General features: G+C 70.7%; 17 protein-coding genes and 1 pseudogene. 8 read left to right on the top strand and 10 right to left on the bottom strand.

Annotation, left to right across the window (positions count from 1 at the left end; genetic code table 11):
• From ACTMTI_RS55420 to ACTMTI_RS55405, 4 genes and pseudogenes are all read left to right on the top strand, one after another.
• A pseudogene (locus tag ACTMTI_RS55420) lies at positions 1-423 on the top strand (hypothetical protein); the annotation flags it as partial.
• A 28-nt stretch (positions 424-451) separates the two neighbouring features.
• The gene (locus ACTMTI_RS55415; protein WP_441129153.1) at positions 452-706 is read left to right on the top strand and encodes a hypothetical protein; all 255 of its coding nucleotides are present in this window, start codon (positions 452-454) and stop codon (positions 704-706) included.
• 146 nt (positions 707-852) lie between these two features.
• Positions 853-1002 (top strand): hypothetical protein, encoded by a 150-nt coding sequence (locus ACTMTI_RS55410; RefSeq protein WP_441129152.1) that lies wholly within the window; start codon positions 853-855, stop codon positions 1000-1002.
• 16 nt (positions 1003-1018) lie between these two features.
• Positions 1019-1771, top strand: a complete 753-nt coding sequence (locus ACTMTI_RS55405; RefSeq protein WP_441129151.1) for a hypothetical protein — start codon at positions 1019-1021, stop codon at positions 1769-1771.
• Here the strand turns inward: ACTMTI_RS55405 and ACTMTI_RS55400 are convergent, their stop codons facing one another.
• The 10 genes from ACTMTI_RS55400 to ACTMTI_RS55355 all read right to left on the bottom strand — a co-directional run bounded on the left by ACTMTI_RS55400 (position 1772) and on the right by ACTMTI_RS55355 (position 14817).
• Positions 1772-3802, bottom strand: a complete 2031-nt coding sequence (locus ACTMTI_RS55400; RefSeq protein ID WP_441129150.1) for an alpha-glucuronidase — start codon at positions 3800-3802, stop codon at positions 1772-1774. It abuts the gene before it with no gap.
• 105 nt (positions 3803-3907) lie between these two features.
• Positions 3908-4294 carry a hypothetical protein gene (locus tag ACTMTI_RS55395; protein ID WP_441129149.1) on the bottom strand — a complete coding sequence of 129 codons (387 nt, stop codon included), beginning with the start codon at positions 4292-4294 and terminating at the stop codon, positions 3908-3910.
• On the bottom strand, positions 4291-5556 hold the full coding sequence (locus ACTMTI_RS55390) for a hypothetical protein (RefSeq protein WP_441129148.1): 1266 nt from the start codon (positions 5554-5556) through the stop codon (positions 4291-4293). Before ACTMTI_RS55390 ends, ACTMTI_RS55395 begins: the two co-directional genes overlap by 4 nt.
• Positions 5553-6620: a hypothetical protein gene (locus ACTMTI_RS55385; RefSeq protein WP_441129147.1), complete on the bottom strand. Its 1068-nt coding sequence runs from the start codon at positions 6618-6620 to the stop codon at positions 5553-5555. The genes ACTMTI_RS55390 and ACTMTI_RS55385 overlap by 4 nt, the downstream gene beginning before the upstream one ends.
• A 257-nt stretch (positions 6621-6877) precedes the next feature.
• The gene (locus ACTMTI_RS55380; protein ID WP_441129146.1) at positions 6878-7375 is read right to left on the bottom strand and encodes a luciferase domain-containing protein; all 498 of its coding nucleotides are present in this window, start codon (positions 7373-7375) and stop codon (positions 6878-6880) included.
• A gap of 20 nt (positions 7376-7395) precedes the next feature.
• The gene (locus ACTMTI_RS55375) at positions 7396-8223 is read right to left on the bottom strand and encodes a carbohydrate ABC transporter permease (RefSeq protein WP_441129145.1); all 828 of its coding nucleotides are present in this window, start codon (positions 8221-8223) and stop codon (positions 7396-7398) included.
• The gene (locus ACTMTI_RS55370) at positions 8220-9146 is read right to left on the bottom strand and encodes a carbohydrate ABC transporter permease (protein WP_441129144.1); all 927 of its coding nucleotides are present in this window, start codon (positions 9144-9146) and stop codon (positions 8220-8222) included. The genes ACTMTI_RS55375 and ACTMTI_RS55370 overlap by 4 nt, the downstream gene beginning before the upstream one ends.
• A gap of 11 nt (positions 9147-9157) precedes the next feature.
• Positions 9158-10483: an ABC transporter substrate-binding protein gene (locus ACTMTI_RS55365; protein ID WP_441129143.1), complete on the bottom strand. Its 1326-nt coding sequence runs from the start codon at positions 10481-10483 to the stop codon at positions 9158-9160.
• A 38-nt stretch (positions 10484-10521) separates the two neighbouring features.
• On the bottom strand, positions 10522-12636 hold the full coding sequence (locus ACTMTI_RS55360) for a glycoside hydrolase family 36 protein (protein WP_441129142.1): 2115 nt from the start codon (positions 12634-12636) through the stop codon (positions 10522-10524).
• Positions 12637-12663: 27 nt separating this feature from the next.
• Entirely contained in the window at positions 12664-14817 is a 2154-nt protein-coding gene (locus ACTMTI_RS55355) for a CBM35 domain-containing protein (protein ID WP_441129141.1), read from the bottom strand.
• Positions 14818-15041: 224 nt separating this feature from the next.
• Here ACTMTI_RS55355 and ACTMTI_RS55350 point away from each other — a divergent pair, with 224 nt between their 5' ends.
• From ACTMTI_RS55350 to ACTMTI_RS55335, 4 genes are all read left to right on the top strand, one after another.
• Entirely contained in the window at positions 15042-15551 is a 510-nt protein-coding gene (locus ACTMTI_RS55350) for a PadR family transcriptional regulator (RefSeq protein ID WP_441129140.1), read from the top strand.
• Entirely contained in the window at positions 15548-16240 is a 693-nt protein-coding gene (locus tag ACTMTI_RS55345; protein ID WP_441129139.1) for an ABC transporter ATP-binding protein, read from the top strand. Before ACTMTI_RS55350 ends, ACTMTI_RS55345 begins: the two co-directional genes overlap by 4 nt.
• A complete protein-coding gene (locus tag ACTMTI_RS55340) occupies positions 16237-18723 on the top strand; it encodes an FtsX-like permease family protein (RefSeq protein ID WP_441129138.1) in 2487 nt (828 codons plus the stop codon). The genes ACTMTI_RS55345 and ACTMTI_RS55340 overlap by 4 nt, the downstream gene beginning before the upstream one ends.
• A 273-nt stretch (positions 18724-18996) precedes the next feature.
• Positions 18997-19642: RICIN domain-containing protein (locus tag ACTMTI_RS55335; protein WP_441129137.1), on the top strand; the 646-nt coding region annotated here is incomplete at its 3' end.

Here is a 19642-nt window from a genome sequence, read left to right as displayed (position 1 = left end):
GGGGATCGGCGACACTCACCTGAACTTCTCCCAACCGCCCGATCGCTTTCCCGCATGGTGCCGTACGGTCCGACGCTCACCGTGGCTCAGGTCTCCGGGCCGGAGTGGTTCGATACCGACACCGGGCTGCCCGAATCGATGCTCAAAGCCAAGAACGCGCGCACCTGGCTGGAGTTCGCTCGGGCCTACATGAACGTTCGGTGGCCGCACCTGGCGGCCAAGTCCCGTCAGAACAGCGTTGAGAGCCTGGTCGCGGTGACCCTTGCACTGACGACCCACCGCAAGGGCCGACCGGACACCACGCTGCTGCGCAGGGCACTGCACAAGCATGTGTTCCTTCGGAAAAGACCGCCAGCCAGAGGCCGACCCGCAGGCCGCTGCGGCGCTGCGCTGGCTGGAGGGGGCCTCGCTACAGGTGATTGATCTTCAACAGCCCCGCCATGCCCGCGCGGTGCTTGAGGTCCTGGCAGTCCGCCTGGACGGCAGCGCAGCAGCGCCCACGACGTTCCGGCGCAAGCGGGCAGTGTTCCATCACGCCCTGGAGTACGCCGTCGCACTCGGAGAACTGACCGCCAACCCACTCGACCGGGTCAAGTGGAAACCGCCCAAGCCGAACAACGTGGTGGATCGGCGCGTCGTCGTCAACCCCCGGCAGGCCCGCGAACTCCTGACTTCCGTGACGGACCCGCCCACAGAGCGGCACTGACTGCACCGACTCCAGGCGGCCATTCGACGAGCGGGGCCTCAAACACCGCGAGGAGGACGAGGACCGCCTGGTGCCCATTCCGCCCGAACTGGTGGAAGGTCGCCTCCCCGCTGGCGGGCCGCCCTTACGACCTGAGGCACGCGGTTGTGTCGCTCTGGCTCAACGCCGGCGTGCACGCGCCCGAGGTCGCCGAGCGGGCCAGGCACAGCGTGGACGTGCTCCTGAAGGTCTACGCCAAGTGCATGGGTCAACGCGAGCTCGCCAACCAACGCATCGAGAAAGCACTGGAATCGTGATAGATAAGATGCCGCTGTGGAATCCACCCGGAATGATCATGACGCTGTCCGGCCTGCCTCGTTCTCCGTTGCAGGTCAGAGGGCCATTCCTGACGCGAAGCAACGGCGGTTCGGCGCGGGGCCGCTCTCGCGCGCCGCCGCACTCATCTACACCCTGCTGATCGTCGAGCTCCTGCTGCTGGTCACCACCCTCCCGGGGCTGGCCGCGCTGGTCCTGCTGGACCGCGACGCCAGCAACGTCCCGCTGGCCGCACTGTGCGCGCTGCCGATCGGGCCGGCGCTGTCCGCCGCGCTCTACGCGCTGCACCATCGGCGGCTGGACCTGACCGAACTCACGCCCGCGACGGCGTTCTGGCGCGGCTACAAGGCCAACGTCCGCGGGGTGCTGAAGATCTGGGTCCCGTGGCTGGCGGGGATGGCGATCGCCGGGACGAGCCTGGCCAACTTCGCCGCCACCGGACTGCCCGGATGGTGGGCGGTGCTGCTGGTCGTCATCGCGGTGGCCGCGGCCCTGTGGGTCGCGCACGCGCTGGTGATCACCTCGCTGTTCGAGTTCCGGGCCGTGGACGTGGCGCGGCTGGCCTCGTACGCGCTCGGGCGCTTCCCCCTGGCCACGCTGGGCAACGCGTGCCTGCTGATCGTGGCGGGCGGCGTCACGCTGGTCGCCTCCGAGGCGGTGCTGGCCCTGCTGGCCTTCGCCTTCGCGCTGGGGCTGCTGCGCAACTGCCGCCCGCTGATCGCCGAGGTCCGCGCGCGGTTCACGGCCTGATCAGGGGATACGCCGTCCGCGGGCATCGGGCACGCCCGACTTGCGGAAGAAGTAGGCGTTGATCTGGTCACGCCATTCCTCGGCGGAGCGCACCTGCTCGTCGAGCCGCTCCCGCACCCGGGCGTACAGCGCCGGGTCCACCAGCCCGGAGCCGCCGAGCTTGTCCCACCGCAGCCGCAGCGCGGCCGCCTCCTCGGCCCCCGCGAAATGGGTGTCGTAAATGTGCTGGATGACGGTCGACCCGTCCTGCAGCACGTGCCCGTACGGGACGTGGTGGAAGAACAGCAGCAGCTCGTCGGGGCAGTGCTCGAGGGACTCGTAGACGTCCGACCACGGCTGCGGGTATTGCCCGGTGAAGCCGGTCCCCGAGGCGCGCGTGCGGTCCACGCCGACGCCGTCGCGGTCGGCGAAGTGGTACGTGCCCCACGGCGTGTACTCGTACCCGTCCACGTCGGGACCGTAGTGGTGGCCGGGACGCACCATGAAGCCGACGCCGAGCGGCGCGGTGTAGCGCTCGTAGGTGTGCCAGGAGCCGTCCATCATCGCGTGCAGGGTGCGCCGCAGCGGCTCGGGGTCGCCGCTCGTCACGGGCGCGAAGGTGAGGTCGATCCACTCGTCGAGGATCGCGGCCGGGTCCAGCCGGGGCGCCCAGCCGAGCCGGCCGAACGCGTACAGGTTGGCCTGGGCGAGCGGGTGGCCGGTCCAGTACGGGTCGTCGCCCACGTTGGAGACCGCGACCAGGCCGCCGCCTGCCGCCACGCCGGCCACGTCCGGCCCGCCGGTGCCCCATGGGCCGAACCTGAGCACCTCGCTCCACAGCGGGGCCAGGTAGCACACGTGCTTCTGCTGGCCGGTGTACTCCTGCGTCACCTGGAACTCCACCGCCAGGCTCGTCTCCGGCATGGCCGCGATCACCGGCGACACCGGCTCGCGCGCCTGGAAGTCCATCGGGCCGTGCTTGACCTGGAGGATCGCGTTGTCGCGGAACTGCCCGTCGAGCGGGGCGAAGTGGTCGTAGGCCGCGCGGGCGCGGTCGGTCGAGCGGTCGCGCCAGTCCTGGCGGTGGTTGTAGACGAAGGCGCGCCAGTGGACGACCCCGCCGGACGGCGCGAGCGCGTCGGCGAGCATGTTGGCGCCGTCGGCGTGGCTGCGCCCGTAGGCGAACGGGCCCGGCTGCCCCTCCGAGTCGGCCTTCACCAGGTAGCCGCCGAAGTCGGGGATCGTCGCGTACACGTGCTCGGTGGCCCGCGCCCACCACACCCGCACGTCGGCGTCGAGAGGGTCCGCGGTCGGCAGGCCGCCCAGGGTGATGGGGGAGGCGAAGTTGACCGCCAGATGCACGCGGATCCCGTACGGGCGCAGCTCCGCCGCGATCGCCGCGACCTCACCCAGGCGGTCCGTCAGCAGATGGGCCTCGGTGGCGTGCACGTTCACGTTGTTCACCGCGACCGCGTTGATCCCGCACGCGGCCAGCAGCCGCCCGTAGGCGCGCACCCGGGTCAGGTCCGGGCGCAGGACGCCGTCCCGCCAGAAGATCGATCCGCCTGAGTAGCCGCGCTCGACCTGGCCCATGACCGGGTGCACGTCGATGTTGTCCCAGTGGTCGAGCATGCGCCGCCGCATCGCGGGCCGGTGGTGCTCGGCCGCCCGCGTGGCCCCGAACGCCGCCTCGCCCAGCCTGACCACGTGGAAGAGGCCGTAGAGGAGCCCGGCGGGCGCGTCGGCGAGCACCACGGTGACGCCGTCGCGGCGGGCGAGCACGTAGCCCTCTTCTCCAGTGGCGCCTGATTCGGACCGGACCGCGGCCGCGGCGTCGGGCAACGGCTCCGCCGTGGAGAGCGCGAGCACGAGATCGGCCTGCTCCGGCCGCAGGCCGTCGCCGTACCGGGCGCAGGCCTGCGCGACCTCCTCGCGGACGGTGTCGACGAGCAGGCCGTCACCGTGCACGAGGGTGCGCCGCGAGCCGATCGCGCGGAAGGCCTCCGGCGGCAGCCACGCCGCGTGGACGTCGGTCAGGTCAGGAATGGTCACGAAGCTCCTCCGGGTTTGGCGCGCCTGGAGGAGAATCTACCGAAAGGCCGTTATTCCGGTGGTCAGAGGTCATCTTGGTGCTCGAACACCAAGAGCGGCGGTCGCCTATCCGGTGATCAGCGCGTTGACGACCAGCGTCTCCTCGCCCGCCGGGCCGTCCAGCCGGATGGACAGCTCCCAGGCTCCGGTCATGGGGAACAGCTCGCCTTCGGCCACGAAGCGGCCGGGCGCCTGCTCCCGGGCGGCGACCTCGGGCATGGCGTGCCCCATGTCGGCCATCACCGCCGACAGCGCCACGGTGTCCGCATCACCGGAATTGACCAGCACCTCCACCGTGACGGGTCCCGTCGTCGGCGGGTTGACCAGGACGGTGGCGGCGTACCGCGTGCCCGTGGCGCCCAGCCGTAACGGCTCGGCCGAGATGCTGCGGCCCACGATGAAGATCGCCGCCGCGGCCACCAGGAGGGCGACGGCGATGACGACCCGCCTCATCGGAGCGCCTCCGGGGCCACGACGTCGACGGTGAACGGGGCGGTCACGATCCGGTCGGGCAGGGCGTACTGCGCCCAGGCCAGATAGCGGCCGGGAGCGGGAAAGCCGAAGGTGAAACGCAGCCGGGACCCGCCCGAGCCCATCTCGTGCACGTGCCCGAGGAACGACCCGTCCTGGCTGCGGATGATCAAGTGACCTGCCATCCCGAGCCACGGCCGCACGGGGCCGGTGGCGTCGAGCTCGATCGTCGTCGGACGGCCCGCGACGGGGACGGCGGGCTGCAACCGCGGCGTGACCGGCCGGTCTTTGGGCACCACGGCGCTGTCTCCGCCGACCGCGAACTCGCCGGTGATGAGCTGCCCGCCGGAGTCCTCCCGCTCCAGCTCGGCGTAGGCCAGGAAGCGGCCCGGCCGGTCGGCGCGCATCTTGACCTCCAGCCGCCCCGGCGCCGTGCGCAGCGGGTGCACGTGGCGGAAATAGCCCCCGTCGTCGCTGGTGACCACCACGTGGGCGAGCGCCTCGTGGTGGGCGACGAGGTCGTCCACGGGCCGCCCGGTGGAGCCGTCGACGAGATCGATACGCAAGGTGAACTCCTCTCCCATGGCCGGGATGGCCGGCACCGTCGCCACCCGCCCCTGTGCGAACGGGCGCCCTCCCGCCGCAGCGCCGGTCACCGCGGGCGCGGCGCCGTCCGGCGGGCTCGCGGGCAGCTGCGGCTCCATCACGATCATCACGGTCGCGACCGTCACCCCGGCGGCGGCGCCGGCGGCCAGCAGCATCGCCGGCCGCTGCCGGGACAGCGCCCCGGTGAGCAGGCCGCCCACCAGCAGCAGCGCGGCCACGAACAGGCCGCCGTAGATCAGCAGCTCCGCCCCGGAGCCGCGCTCCACGAGGACCCGGAACGGCACCACGGCCACCTCGCCGCCCGCCCGCAACCGGAGCTCGTGCGGGCCGGTCCGCTCCACCTTGAGCTGCGTGTACTGCGGGTCCCGTGCGGCCCGCGCCACGCCCGTCACCGTACGGCCGTCGCCGACCGACCGGACCTCCAGGCCGACCTCCAGGCCGGTGACCGGCTGGAAGGCGATCACGCCGATCCGCAACGGCCCCGGCACCCGGGTCGTCCCCTTGACCACCACCGTGACTTCCGCGCCCGCGATCGTCTGCGCGATCCGCAGGTCGGCTCCGGCGCCGACGTTGTGCGCCGCGGCCGGGGCGGCGCACACCAGCACCAGAACGACGACAAGAGACAGGAGACGGATCATGCCTCTTCGGTGTCCACCGCATTGGGCAGGAACAGCGCCCCGAGCACCAGGCCCACGAGCCCGGCCACGATCGGCGCGCCGGTCCACAGCTCCGGCACGGCCGGCAGGCCGCCGCCCGTCGCCGACGCGAACCCGATGTACAGCGACCACGTGACGAAGCCCGACAGCCCGGCGAACGCCCAGTACGCCTGCCGCCGCCCGCCCGATGGCCGCAGCCAGCGGATCAGCAGGTCGTTCGCGACGCCGGCGACCACGATGGCCAGCAGGATCGGCACGTTCTTGAACCCGGTCTGCGCGCCCGGCATCAGGACCGCCACCGCGTACATGACCGTCACGCTGCCGAACGGCAGCCGCCACCGGCGCATCAGCAGCAGCACCGGGGCGAGCAGGACGACGTTGGTGACGACCATCACGGTGGCCAACCGGTCTCCGGCCGGGTCCTGCAGGGAGGAGAACGCCTCGACGACGCTTTGCGGCCCCCACTGCATGGCGTCGCCGTAGGACAGGAACAGCGACACCAGCGTGGCGGCGAACGCCAGCCCGATGATCGCCGGCAGCAGGCGGCCCAGTGACGGCCGCGCGCCGATGTCGGGGGCGTTCCAGGCGGAGCGGAGCGGCGTGGTGATGATGAGCAGCATCGTCGTGATCAGCCCGAGGTGCGACGGGCTGAACAGGATGTCGAGGCTCTGCTCGATGCCGAGCAACGTGTGCCAGGCCATGTCCGCCATTCCGAAGGCGGCGAACGCGGGCACCGCGACGAGCCCGGCCAGATAGCCCTGCGGCACCGCCGCCAGCCCTTGACGGCCGGCCCTCACATTGCGCCACACCTGCCAGATGATCCAGCCGGAGACGGCGGCGAATCCCGAATAGAACGCCGCGTGCCAGGGCGTGAAGAACGTCTCCAATTCGGCCAGATTGCGGTGCGCCCACGCGTCGATCATCAGACCGATACCGAACCAGACGCCCAGCAGCGCCGTGACCAGGTCCGTACGGAGTGACACCCATCCGCGTGACTCGCCCGAGTCCGCCAGTAATCGCTTGATGCCGGCATTGGCCAAAGCCATTTCGAGCCTCCCTTCGCTAATATCGATCTTGGCAGAAGCGCAGGAAATCCGGGAAGCCGCCAAGTGGCATTGTTCATGGTGTAGTCGACCGGCGACAACGCGTATTTTCCCGGCTGTGCGGCATTTGACCTGCGGAGACCGGCAAATAATGCGGCGAAATACGGCGGCGGCGGTTGATATGACTCGCCGGCTGTTGACGCGCGATGACGGATTGTCAATGGATTATGTGAGCCACATCACGCGAATCGCGCCTGGGGTCAGCGGAGGCCCGAGGCGAAAGCGTGACTGCGGCGCACCAGCTCCCACACGGTTTCCAGCTCCCGCTCGTCGCGCGGCCCGTACAGCATGACCAGGGTGGGCGGGATGCGGCCCTCCAGGACCGCCGGGTGCGGCTCGCCCCAGCGCTTGGCCACGACGTCGGCGGCGTCCGGCTGCGGCAGCAGCGCGTGCAGGCTGCCGTCGAGGACTCCGTGCAGGTGGGCGAACTCGGTGCTGTCCCCGAAGAACGCCGCCTGCGGCCCGGACGCGTGCGCCGGGTCCAGGTGCAGCGCGCGCGTCTCGGGTAGCGACACGACGCTCGCCCCGGTGCGTACGTGGTCCAGGCCGCTCATCCGCCGCCACAGCTCCTCCTGCAGCTCGACCGGCGCGATCTGGTCGAGCTGCTGGTGCGGGATCTCCGGATTGGTGATGGGACGCGGGCCCGGCCGCTCGTCCAGCTCGAACGGAACGGGCATTTCACTCTCTTGTGTGCTCACACTACGTAATCGTACAACTACTACTTGACGGCGCCGCTGGTGATACCCGAGATGATCTTCCGCTGGGCGACCGCGAACACCGCGATCAGCGGCAGGCTCATCAGCACCACGTACGCGAAGATCAGATGCCAGTTATTCAGATAGAGCCCGGCGCTGGCCACCCGGAAGAGGTTGAGCGGCAGCGTGTCCACCCGGCCGCCGATGACGAAGAAGGCGTAGAAGACGTCGTTCCACACGTACAGGCAGACCAGGATGGTCGCGGTGGCCAGCACCGGCCGCAGCAGCGGCAGCACGACCAGCCAGAACACCTTCATCGGGCCCGCGCCGTCCATCTGCGCCGCCTCCTCCAGCGAGGCGGGGATCGTGCGCACGAAGCCGGTGACGAAGAAGATCACCGTGGACATGTAGATGCCCATGTAGACGCCGATCATCCCGACCGCGGTGCCGGCCAGGCCGAGCTGGCGCAGCAGCAGCACCACGGTCACCACGGCGGGCGGCAGCACGATGCCGCTGATCGCCAGCGCGTACAGCACCGCGTTGAGCCGGGTGGCGCGGCGCGCCAGGATCCACGCGGCCATCGAGCCGAACAGCAGCACCCCCAGCACGGCGGGCACGACGACGAGCAGGCTGCCCAGCGACGCCGGCAGCACCTCGCCCTCCACCCACACCTGGCGCAGGTTGTCCAGCAGATGCCACTCCGCCGGCAGCGACAGGTCCGGGTTCAGCGCTTCCCCGCGCGACTTGGCCGCCGTCACCAGCACCAGCCACAGCGGCACGCCGATGGCGGCCATCACCAGGACGGCCGTCACCACGGGCTGCAGCCGCCGCCACACCTGCGAGTCGCTCACAGGACCTCCTCGCGCTTGCGCAACACGTAGATGACCGGGAAGGCCATCAGCGCCACCAGCAGGAACAGCACCAGGCTCATCGTGGTGGCCTGCGCGAACAGGCCCTGGCCGAAGGTGCGGTAGATGAAGATGTTGAGGATCTCCGTGGTACGGGCCGGGCCGCCGCCCGTGGTGGCCTGGGCGACGTCGAAGCCGTTCATCGACCCCAGCAACGCCGTCGCCACGTTGAACGTGATCGCCGGCGCCAGCAGCGGGAAGCGCACCGTCCAGAACGTCCGCCACCGCGACGCCCCGTCGATCCGCGCGGCCTCGATGATGTCCTCCGGGATCGTCTTCAGCCCCGCCAGGTAGATGAGCATCGACAAGCCCATCCACTTCCACGCGTGGATCAGCGCCACCACCACGATCGTCCACGTGGTGTCGCCCAGCCAGGCGTAGTCGACCGTGGTCCCCAGCACCAGGCCGAGCAGCTGGTTCACGCTGCCGGTCGGCTTGAGCAGGGCCTGGAAGATGTAGCCGACGGCCAGCGCGGACATCAGCACGGGGATGAGGAAGAACACCCTGGCCACCCGGTTGAGGCGGGTGTCGCGCTCCAGGAGCACGGCCAGGCCGAAGCCGAAGGCGTTCTGGAAGATCGCCACCAGCACCGCGTACACCACCGTCACCCGCAGCGAGCGGAACAGCGTGCCGTTCGCGGCCAGGTCGGTGAAGTTCTCCAGGCCGACCGCCCGGATCTCGGCCTTGAAACCCGACCAGTCGGTGAAGGCGTAGATGAAGTTGAACAGCGTCGGCAGGAAGAAGAACAGCAGCAGGATGGCGAACGCCGGAGCCATGAACCACATGGGATGGGTTCGCCGCCGGATCGCCGGCCGGCTGCGGGTGACGGTGCGGGAGCCCGAGGTCTCCCGCGCGGTGGTCAGCACGTGGAAACTCCTCAGAAGCCGGTCGCCCCGGCCGCCTTGGCGAGCTGGGCGAACTGCTCCTGCGTGGCCGAGGCCACCTTCTCCGGCGTCAAAGTCCCGTTGATCATGTCGGCTAGGTTGAGGTAGAGGTCGGGGTTGGCCACCGCCAGCGCCTGCATCGACCCGACCGCCGTCGGCAGCGAGGCGTGCACGTCGAGCAGCGCCTGCGGCACGCCCTCCGGGCTGGGCACCGACGGCTGCAGGGAGACGGTGTTGCGGTCGGCGACGAAGTCCTTGTAGCCGGGCCCCATCCAGTACGCCAGCAGCTGCCGCGCCGCGGCCTCCCGCTTGGCGTCACCGGTCTTGAACGCCACCAGCGCGTTCGACTGGTCGGGGATGAACGTGCCCACGTTCCCCGACGGCGAGATCGGGAAGAACCCGATCTTCTTGTTCAGCGCCGCGGTGTCCGCCGTGGCCTGCAGCTGGCCGAAGAACGAGTTGACCTGCACCACCATGGCGGCCTTGCCGGACAGCAGTGCCGCCCCCTGGTCCTCGAACTTGGCGGTCTTGATGTCGGAGTTGAACAGCCCCTCGTCGATCAGCGACTTGTACGTCTTGATCGCGCCCAGCACGGTCGGCCCGCCGAACGTCTCCTTACCCGTGTTGATCTTCTCCCAGAGGCCGTCCTTGGCCGCGTCGGCGAGCTGGACCTGCACCCACCACTGGGTGGCCCACTTGTCGCCGGCCATCTCGAAGAACGGGGTGACGCCCTTGGCCTTGAGCTTGCGCGCCAGCTCCACCATCTCGCCGAAGTTCTTCGGCGGCTGCGTGACGCCGTTGGCGGCGAAGACCTCCTTGTTGTAGTAGACGCCCTCGACGGCCGGGCTGGTGATCAGCGCGGCGTACCGGGCGCCGTCCAGGAGGCCGGTGATGTCGCGCAGGTCCGGCGCCATCTGCGGCAGCCACGGCGCGTCGTTGAGCGGCTGAAGGTTCGTCTTGGCGTTGATCGCGGTCAGCATGGACGCGGTGGGCTGCCAGAAGGCCAGGTCGGGCTTGTCGCCGGTGGCGACCTTGGTCTGCACACCCTGCTCGTACGGGTCCGGGATCGTCACGACCTCGACCGTGGCGCCGGTGGCCTGCTGGAAGGACTCGATGACCTTCTTGGGCACGGTGTTGCTGTTCTGCGCGGCCCAGATCGTCAGCTTGACGCCGTCGAGCTTGGCCTGCGGGTCGGCCCAGGTCGCGGGGGCGGCCGTACCCGCCGTCGCGTCGGTGGTCTGGACGGAGGGGTCGCTGCAGGCGGTGAGCCCGAGCGCGAGCGTCGCCGCGCCGGCGAGGGCTGTCCATTTCTTGTTCATGCTGATCTCTCTCAGGGGGGTAGACATCACGGCAGGCTTCATCGGGCGGGACGGATGCAGAGGATACGTGCGGAATGCGGCTGGTCACCGTCCGGCGTCAGCGTCAGGATCCCGGCGGCGGGATCCCAGTCGCACGCCCAGGACGGCAGGTGCCGCGGGAAGCGGACGTCGATGTCGATCAGGTGGCCGGCCAGGTGCGGCAGCTCCAGCCGCACCCGCGGCTCCAGGCTGCCCGCGCCACCTCGCCGCCATGCTCCGACGTAGGTGAGCTCACCGGCGCGCAGCGCGAGTGCCAGCCACGGGTCGTCCCAGCGCGGCAGGCCGAGCGGCCACAGCGGCGTGGCGCGCGCCAGGTCGGCGCGCATCTCCCGGTGGACGCGGACGGCGTCGCGCACCGCGTCGAGCTGCCCGGCCCGCATCCCATCAAGGCGCCCGGACAGGTAGAGCCGGCCGAGCATGCCGGTGCACAGGGCGAAGGCGAGCTCCTCCTCCGACATGTCCGGCTGCGGGTAGGCCCAGCTCGCCGACTGCTCGGGCAGGATCGACATGGGCGCCGCCACCGCGACCGGCGGGTAGCGGCGGAAGTCCTGCTGGTCGCTGGTGGACTGCAGGTGCATCCGCGACAGCATCGCGTAGTCCATGCGCATGGCGCCGGACGCGCAGTTCTCCAGGATCAGCTCCGGATGGCGGGCCAGCACCCCGTCCAGCCACGCCAGGTGCGCGCGGTTGTGCGCCAGCAGCCCCGCGCCCGCGCTGCCGGCGTCCAGGTCGGTGCCCACGCCCGGGTCGATGTTGTAGTCCAGCTTGAAGTAGCCGACGCCCAGCTCCTCCACCAGCCGGTCCACGACCTGGTCCAGGTGCGCGACCGCGCGGGGATGGCGCAGGTCGAGGTGGTAGCGGCCGTGCTCGGCCAGCCGCACGCCGCCGCGCTGCAGGAACGCCTCCGGCGGCAGCTTGTCGGCCATGGGGCTGCGTACCCCGATCACCTCGGGCTCCAGCCACAGTCCCGGCACCATGCCGAGCGCGCGGATGTGGCCGAGGACCTCCTCGATGCCGCGCGGGAAGCGGCTCTGCGACGGCTGCCACTCGCCGACGCTGTCCCACCAGGCGCCGCCGTCGTCGTACCAGCCCGCGTCCACGCAGAACACCTCGGCCCCCACCGAGGCGGCGGCGTCGATCAGCGGCAGCAACTTGGCCGTGGTCGGGTCGCCCATCAGCGTGTTCATGTAGTCGTTGAACACCACGGGCAGCCGCTCCCGGTCGGGATGCGGCCGGACGAGTGCGCGCCGGTGCGCCGTGAGCGCGGCGGCGGCGCCCTCCAGCCCGTCGCCGGACACCGCGACCGACGCCGGCACCGTGGTGAACGACTCGCCCGGCGCCAGCCACTGCTGCCACTGGTGGTCGCGGTCGGTCGGCCCGAGCAGCGCGACGTAAAGGCCGTCGAGCCGCTCGCCCACCTCCCAGCGCCAGGGGCCGTTGTGCTCGATCTGCCACAACCACGCCTGCCCGCCGTCGCGATCAACGAGCCCGCCGGTGGGCAGGTGGGCGCCGGTGGACCAGGTGCCGGTGCTGACCACGGACAGCAGGCCGCGGCCGTCCTGCCCGTGCTCGGCCAGCCGCAGATCGGGTACGGCCCCCGCGCGCAGCGGCTCGCGCGCCCAGCGGCTCTCGCCGAGCCACTCGCTGTCGGCCCGCATCACGTCCGTGGACTCCACCGAGCCGCCCGCGAAGGCCGCGGCGAACGAGGTGACGCCCATCAGCAGCGCCGGGTCCTGGCCGCGGTTGGTCACCCGCGTCCAGATCTGGAACGCGGCCACCCCGTCGGCGGAGCGGAAGAACACCTCGGCGTCCAGCCCGCTCGCCGCGTCGTGCAGGTCCAGCCGCAGGACGTGCCACGCGCCCTGCCTGCTCTGCTCGCAGCCGCGATACGCCAGGCGGCAGCCGACCGCCGTCTGCGAGAACCGGTGCGAGGAGCGCGCCCGGCCCGCGCCGGGCACCAGCAGCTCCACCAGCGGCTGCGTGGTACGCGGCCGGGGCGCGGCCAGGCCGCCGCCCGACAGCGAGCGCACGCCGACCGGCCCGTCGGGCGAGACGTCCAGCACGACCCGCAGGCCCGGGTGGCCCCATACCACGCTGGTGTTGGTTGACTTCAAGCTGCTGCTCCTCGTTCTCGTGGTAGGTCAGACGACCGGTGCGGCGATCTGGATGAGGTCGATGTCGGGCGCGTAGCCGGCGGAGGCGTTGCCGAAGGTGATCGTGTTCGCGCCGGCGGCCAGCGTGACGTCGACGACCGTGGTGCGGTAGTTCGACCAGCCCAGCGTGTTGCGGAAGTAGTGCCGGGTGGCCGTCCCGCCGTTGACGGAGATGTCGGCGTAACGGTCGACGATGTTGGAGTTGTAGTTGGTCGCGCCCTCGCCCAGCTCGCCGTTGGCGTAGGTGACGACCATGCGGTAGCGGCCGGCGGACGGGACGCTGACGTTGTTGAAGCGCAGCGTGTTGGCCGCGCCCGCGCCGATGTAGCCGACGTACGCGCCGCCCGACGCCGCCGTGTTGGACGACACCCTGGCCGCACCGCTCAGCGTGTTGGCGGGGGATTCCGCCTGGTAGGAGGAAATCGTGCCGGTGGTGGCGGCGACGTCGACGTAGTCGATGTTGACCGCGTCCCGGTCGTCGGCGGCGTAGGCGCCCACGTCGACGCGGTTGATGCCGGCGGTCAGGAACACCTTGGTCGTGACGGTGTTCCAGGTGTTCCAGTCGGAGGTGCCGGGCAGCGTCACGTCGGTCAGGTCGGCGCCGTTGAGCCGCAGCCGGACCGAGCGGTTCGCCGGCGCCCCGCTGTACGGCCCCGCGGAATACCGCAGGCCGAGGTTGTAGTAGCCGTCGGATGGCGCGGTCACCACGAACTTGGTGCTCGCGTCGGTGCTGCCGCCGTACCCCTCGGAGAAGGAGGTGCCCGAGTAGCCGGTGTTCGAGCCGTAGGTGACGCGGGCGGTCCCGGCCAGGGCGGCGTACTCGGCCTCGTACCGCTGCTGGGCGCCGGCCGGCGACAGATCCTTGTTGGGCGTCACGACCACGTGGTACGCCGACGTGCCCTTCAACCCGGTCAGCGGGATCGTGATCTGCCCGCCGGAGGCCGTGTAGTCGCTCTCGCCGACCCGGTACGGGCCGGGGGAGGGGTTCAGCCCGGTGCTGTCGACGCCCCAGACGGTGGCGTGGACCGTGCCGCCCAGGTAGGAGGGGATGCCCTTGACGACGAGGTTCGTGTCGTAGGTGCCGCTCGCCGGGTTGTTGCCGCCGAAGATCACCCTGGCCTGCTTCTTGGCCGGGTCGAGCGCGGCCAGGCCCTGCAGCGAGCCGGTGGTAGCGGGCGGGGTGACCGCGACCGTGGTGCCGGTCAGCTCGCCGTACCACTTGTACAGCCACCAGCCGCCGGTCGCCTGGTTGTTCCTGGTGACCAGGTCGTTGAGCCCGCCGGCCGTCGTCCAGTACGCCAGGCAGCCGTCGACCTTGCTGCTTTCGAACTTGGCCACGAACTGCACCAGGTTGCCCGGCACGCCGAGGTCGCCGGAGAAGCGGCCGTACTCGTTGATCGTGATGGGCCGCGCGCTGATCCCCAGGCTTGACTCGATCGCCCGGTAGTCGGCGTAGTGCTCGTGCCAGCTCGTGAAGAAGTCGTCGCCCAGCTCATGCCAGGTGGTGACGTCGGGCAGCACGTTGTTGTCGCGGGCGAACCGCATGAACGTGCGCAGGTCGGCGGAGCGGTAGGAGGCGAAGTTCGGGCCGGCGACGCGGGCGCCGGGGTCGATGGAGCGGATCTTCTGGTAGACGGCCTTGTAGTCGTTGAGGAAGCCGGTCAGGTTGCCGCTGTACCAGATCTGGTCCGGCTCGTTGAACGGGACGTACACGTACGAGGTGCGGTACGGGTCGGCGACGACCTTCCGCGTCATCGTGTCCACCTTGGCCAGGTAGTCGTTGACGCCGAGGTTCTCGTACGGCCACTCTTTGTAGATGTCCTGCATGTAGATCTGGATGTCGCGGCCGCCCGCGCGCTTGAACATCGGGGCGATCTTGAGCGCGTCGCCGTTCGGATGCTGCCGGCCGTCGGGGGCCTTCTGTGCGGTGACCTGGGGTTTGAGGGCGGCGAGCATGGTCTCGTTCGGGATGCCCTCGTCGCCGAGCCCGTACAGGAAGCCGGTGGCGCCGTAGCGCAGCGCGCCGGTCTGCGTTCCGAGATCGACGACCAGCTGGGACGCGGCGGCCGCCGGGGTCGCCGGTAGCGCGCTCATCACGATGGCCGCCGCCAGGGCCGCCGACCAAGCATGGTTCCTCCTCATGACAGGGACCAACCTCCTTGCGTGCTGGGCGAATACGCCCTCGGGGGGTACATGGAGGTGCTGATGTGACCGGTCACATTCTCTTGGAGCATGAGTGTGAACGGTCACATCGAGAAGAGAAAGGGGGTGTTACCAGGTTGTTACCGGGAAATGTCGGCCATGCCACCGGCCAATACGGCAGATCCCCTTGAGAAGCACATACTGCGTATGCATACTTAGTATCCATGTCGATCAGGCACGGGCTGCTCGCCCTGCTCAGCAGGGGGCCCCGCCATGGCTACCAACTGCGGGTGGAATTCGAGGCGTCGACGGGGGCGACCTGGCCGCTCAACATCGGCCAGGTCTACACGACGCTGTCCCGCATGGAGCGCGACGGCCTGGTCAAGCCGGGCGAGTCGGACGAGCAGGGCCGGGTGGTCTACACGATCACCGCGGCCGGCCAGGCGGAAATGGCGCGATGGTTCAAGACCCCCGTCGTCCAGTCCGACCGGCCGCGGGACGAGCTGGTCATCAAGCTGGCCATGGCCGTCGCCGCCAAGGAGGTGGACGTCGCCGAGGTCATCCGCAAGCAGCGTACTGCGACCATGAGCGCCCTCCAGCGGCTGACCAGGGCCAAGCGCGCTGCCACGGAAGGCGCGGCCCAGCGGCTCGTGATCGATTCCATGATCTTCCAGGCCGAGGCCGAGCAACGGTGGCTGGACCACTGCGAGGCCGTTCTCAAGGAGGAAAGATGACGGTCGTACGGCTGGCTGAAGTGGCCAGAGTCCATGGCGAAGGGGCGACAGCCGTACACGCTCTGAAGGGCGTGAGCCTCGAGGCGGACGCGGGAGAGCTGGTCGCGGTCATGGGCCCGTCCGGGTCCGGCAAGTCGACCCTGCTCAACCTCGCGGGCGGACTCGACCGGCCCACCTCGGGGACGGTGCACCTCAACGAGCAGGACCTGGCCACCGTGCGCGACCTGGCGGCAGTGCGGCGCCGCAGCGTCGGCTACGTCTTCCAGGACCTCAACCTGATCACGTCGCTGACGGCGGCGGAGAACGTGATGCTGCCGCGCGAGCTCGACGGCGTGCGGTCACGCCTCGCCCGCGAGGAGGCCATGGCCGTGCTGGCGGAGATCGACGTGGAACACCTGGCCGACCGCTTCCCCGACGAGCTGTCCGGTGGCCAGCGCCAGCGGGTCGCGATCGCCCGCGCTTTGGTCGGCGAGCGGCGCCTGCTGCTGGCCGACGAACCGACCGGCGCCCTCGACACGCGGACCGGCGACGAGATCCTGCAATTACTACGCGCCCGCTGTGACGCGGGCGCGGCGGTCCTGCTCGTCACCCACGAGCCGCGCTACGCCGCCTGGGCCGATCGCGTGGTGTTCCTCCGCGACGGGATGATCACCGATTCCACCGACGTGTCGCTGGTGAGCGCCGGATGAGTGCCGTTCGCGCCGCGCTGCGCATCGCGCGCCGGAACGCGTGGCGCTCCCGGGGACGAAGCGCGCTCATCATGGTGATGATCGGCTTACCCGTCTTGGTGATCACGGCGATGCTCACCCTCACCGAGACCATGACCGTCACTCCGCAGGAGGGGCTGGTGGCCGAGCTCGGCGCGGCCGACGCCCGCCTCGTGCAGGCACCCGAGGGTACGGTGCTCCGCCAGGACCCGAACGGGGCGAGCTGGAACACGGGTGGCGACGGAGCGGCCGGGTCCAGGCTCAGCGCCGCCGAGGTAGCGGCACTGCTCGGACCGGGCACCCGGTTGATCCCCTTCAGCGCCGGGGTGCTCCGGCTGGGCACCGAGCGGGTCGACGCGCTGGAGACCGACCTGCGCGATCCCCTTACCAGGGGAATGCTGACGCTGAGTGCGGGCAGGTTCCCCGCCGCCCGGGAGGTCGCGGTGACACCCGCGTCCGGCCTGCGGCCCGGCGATCTCCTGCAGCCATCCGGCGCGGCGCCGCTGACGGTGGCAGGCGTGGTCGAGCACCCGCACCGGCCGTCGCTTCGCATGGTCGTGGGTCCGGATCTCCCGTTGGCGCCGGATGAATCCTGGTCTCCGGGCGGATACGGCACCGGATGGCTCGCCGACACCGCGAAGCCCTTGTCCTGGACCGACGTGCCCGCGCTGAACAGGGCCGGTCTGTACGTCACTTCCCGTGCCATGATCACGAACCTGCCGCATCGCGGCCCAGCCTTCGACGTCCAGTCCACGGTCGGAATCGGCACCATGGTGATCATGGTGGTGCTGGAGACCGTACTGCTGGCCGGCCCCGCCTTCGCGGTCGGGCTCCGGAGACGGCGCCGGGAACTGGCCGAGATCGCGGCGCAGGGCGGCTCGGCCGGGCACCTGCGGACGATCGTGCTGGCCGACGGACTGGTCCTCGGCGGAGCGGCCACCCTGGCGGCGACGGCGCTGGGCATCGGGGCCGGAGTGCTGGGCGCCCAGGTCGCGGCGCGTGGGGAAGGGCAGGTCGGCCCGCCGGGGATACCGTGGTCGCCGGTTCTGGGCGTGGCCGCGCTGGGCCTGCTCACCGGGCTCGTGGCGGCGCTGGTGCCCGCCGTGCAAGCGGCTCGGCAGAACACCGCGACCGTGCTGGCCGGCCGCGCGCCCGCGGTAGCCGATCGGCCGGGATGGCCCCTGGCAGGGGCTGTGCTGGTGCTGGCCGGACTGGGGGCGACCGTGGTGGCGCGGCGCCAGCCGGGCTCGGTGTGGGTGCTCGCCTCCGCGGTGCTGGTCCTGCTCGGGCTGGTGGTGTTGACGCCATGGCTGATCCGCTGCACGGGACGGCTGGCCGCGCGGTTGCGGCTCCCGCTGCGGGTGTCCGTCCGCGACGCGGTCCGCCACCGATCCCGGACGGCGAGCGCCGTGGCGGCCGTCATGGCGGTCACGGCCACGGTCGTGGCGGTGGGCATCGGCGCCTACAGCGAATACATGGACCGGCGGAACGCCTATACCTCGGGGCGCCCGACCGGCATGCTGGCGATCTGGGCCGGCCACATCGGCGACGCGGCCTGGAACAACCTTCGCGCCGAAACGGCCCGTCAGCTGCCGGGCGTGCCGCTGGCCGCCGGCTATCACGCGGAGGACGCCCAGGGCCGCCGCTACGCGTTGCGGTACACGGTGCGATGGAACGGGGTACGGACGCGTCGCACGGCGGCCATCGGAGACCAGGCTCTGTTCAGGCTCCTGCAAGGGCGCCACGACCCGCAGGCGGCCGCGGCGCTGGCGAGCGGCAAGGCCGTGGTGTTCGACGCGGCCGCGCTGCGGGATGGCAAGCTCACACTGCGGGCGAGCTCCACGTCCGGCCCCCCGCGCAGGCTCGAAGTGCCCGCGGTGCTGGCCACACCCGCCGACGAGCATCAGGGCGGTGCCCTGCTGCCGCGCGCCCTGGTCGAGCAGGCCGGTTTCGCGACGGCGGAGCGCCAGCTCTACGCCATGTACCGGCTGTCGGCCGACTCGACGCTGTCGCGCGATCTCGCCAAGGTGACCTCCCGCGTCACGATCGCCTCCGAGGAGGGCTATCGCAACCTGCCCGACCCCGGCTTGTGGAGCTGGCTCGGCGGCGCTCTTGTCCTCGTCGTCGGCGGCACGCTGGCCGCCACCCGCCTGGCAGCCGCCGACATGCGGCCTGAGCGGGCGACGATGGCTGCCATCGGCGCCCCGACCGGGACGTTGCGGGTGATCGTGGCCGGCCAGGCCCTCTACATCTCCGGGCTCGGCGCGCTGGTGGGGCTGGTCGCGGGAATGGTGACGGGCGTGGCGCTGAGCCGGCCGATGACGACGCACGGCGCCGGAGATCCCGCCACGATCGCCATACCGTGGCCCTTCGTGATCGCCGTGGTGGTGGGGCTGCCCGTTCTGGCAACTGTGGCGGCGCTGATCACCCGAACCAGACTGCCCCTCGCCCGCCGGATCGTGTGACACGGATCGTGGACTGCTCGCGACCGGCGGTGGTCTCCATCAACTCATGAGACGGCTCTGACTCCGTGAAAGTTTCACCGGCAAGCCGCAGGTCGGTGCCCGGGACGCGGCGCGCCGGTTGACGGCGGTCCCTGGTCGTGCGATCAAAGCTCGAACAGGGACAGCCGCTGCCCTCACAAGGCTGTCCTCCCAACTCGCTTCCGGCCAGGGCGCCCGTCCGGCCGTTGGGAAAGCGCTTACCTCAGCAAGCGCGGAAAGGCAGGGAGAGCGGCCTTGACACTCCAATCCCCGTCCCGAGGCGGCTGGCGCCGCCTTCTCGCGACGATGGCCGCCGTGGTCATGGCCATGGCCGGCGCCGTCGCCGTGACGCCGTTACCGGCGCAGGCGGCCACTGTCGACACCAACGCCTGGTACGTCCTGGTCAACCGGCACAGCGGCAAAGCGCTCGACGTGTACAACCTGGCCACCAGCGACGGCTCACCCATCGTCCAGTGGCCCCGCAACGACGGCAACTGGCAGCAGTGGCAGTTCGTCAGCTCGGGCAGCGGGTACTACCGGCTCAAGTCCCGGCACAGCGGCAAGGTGCTGGACATCTTCGAGCACTCCACGGCAGGCGGCGCCCAGGTCGTCCAGTGGAGTGACCTGAACGGCTACAACCAGCAGTTCAGCCTGGCCGACTCCGACGGCGGCCACGTGCGGCTGATCAACCGCAACAGCGGCAAGGCCCTGGAGGTGTGGGAGTGGTCGACCGCCGACGGCGCCCGCATCTCCCAGTGGGACGACCTCAACGGCGCCAACCAGCAGTGGCAGCTCGTCAAGCTGGGCACCGGCGGCGGCTCCGGCGGTGGCGGCAGCGGTGCCTGGCCGAGCGACACCGGTAGCGTGCATCAGACGACGACGCGCAACACGGGGTCGTTCT

The sequence above is a fragment of the Nonomuraea sp. H19 genome, assembly GCF_052068215.1.
GTDB lineage: Bacteria > Actinomycetota > Actinomycetes > Streptosporangiales > Streptosporangiaceae > Nonomuraea.
Note: the sequence above shows the minus strand (reverse complement) of the source record. Positions and strands in the feature narration are given on the sequence as shown.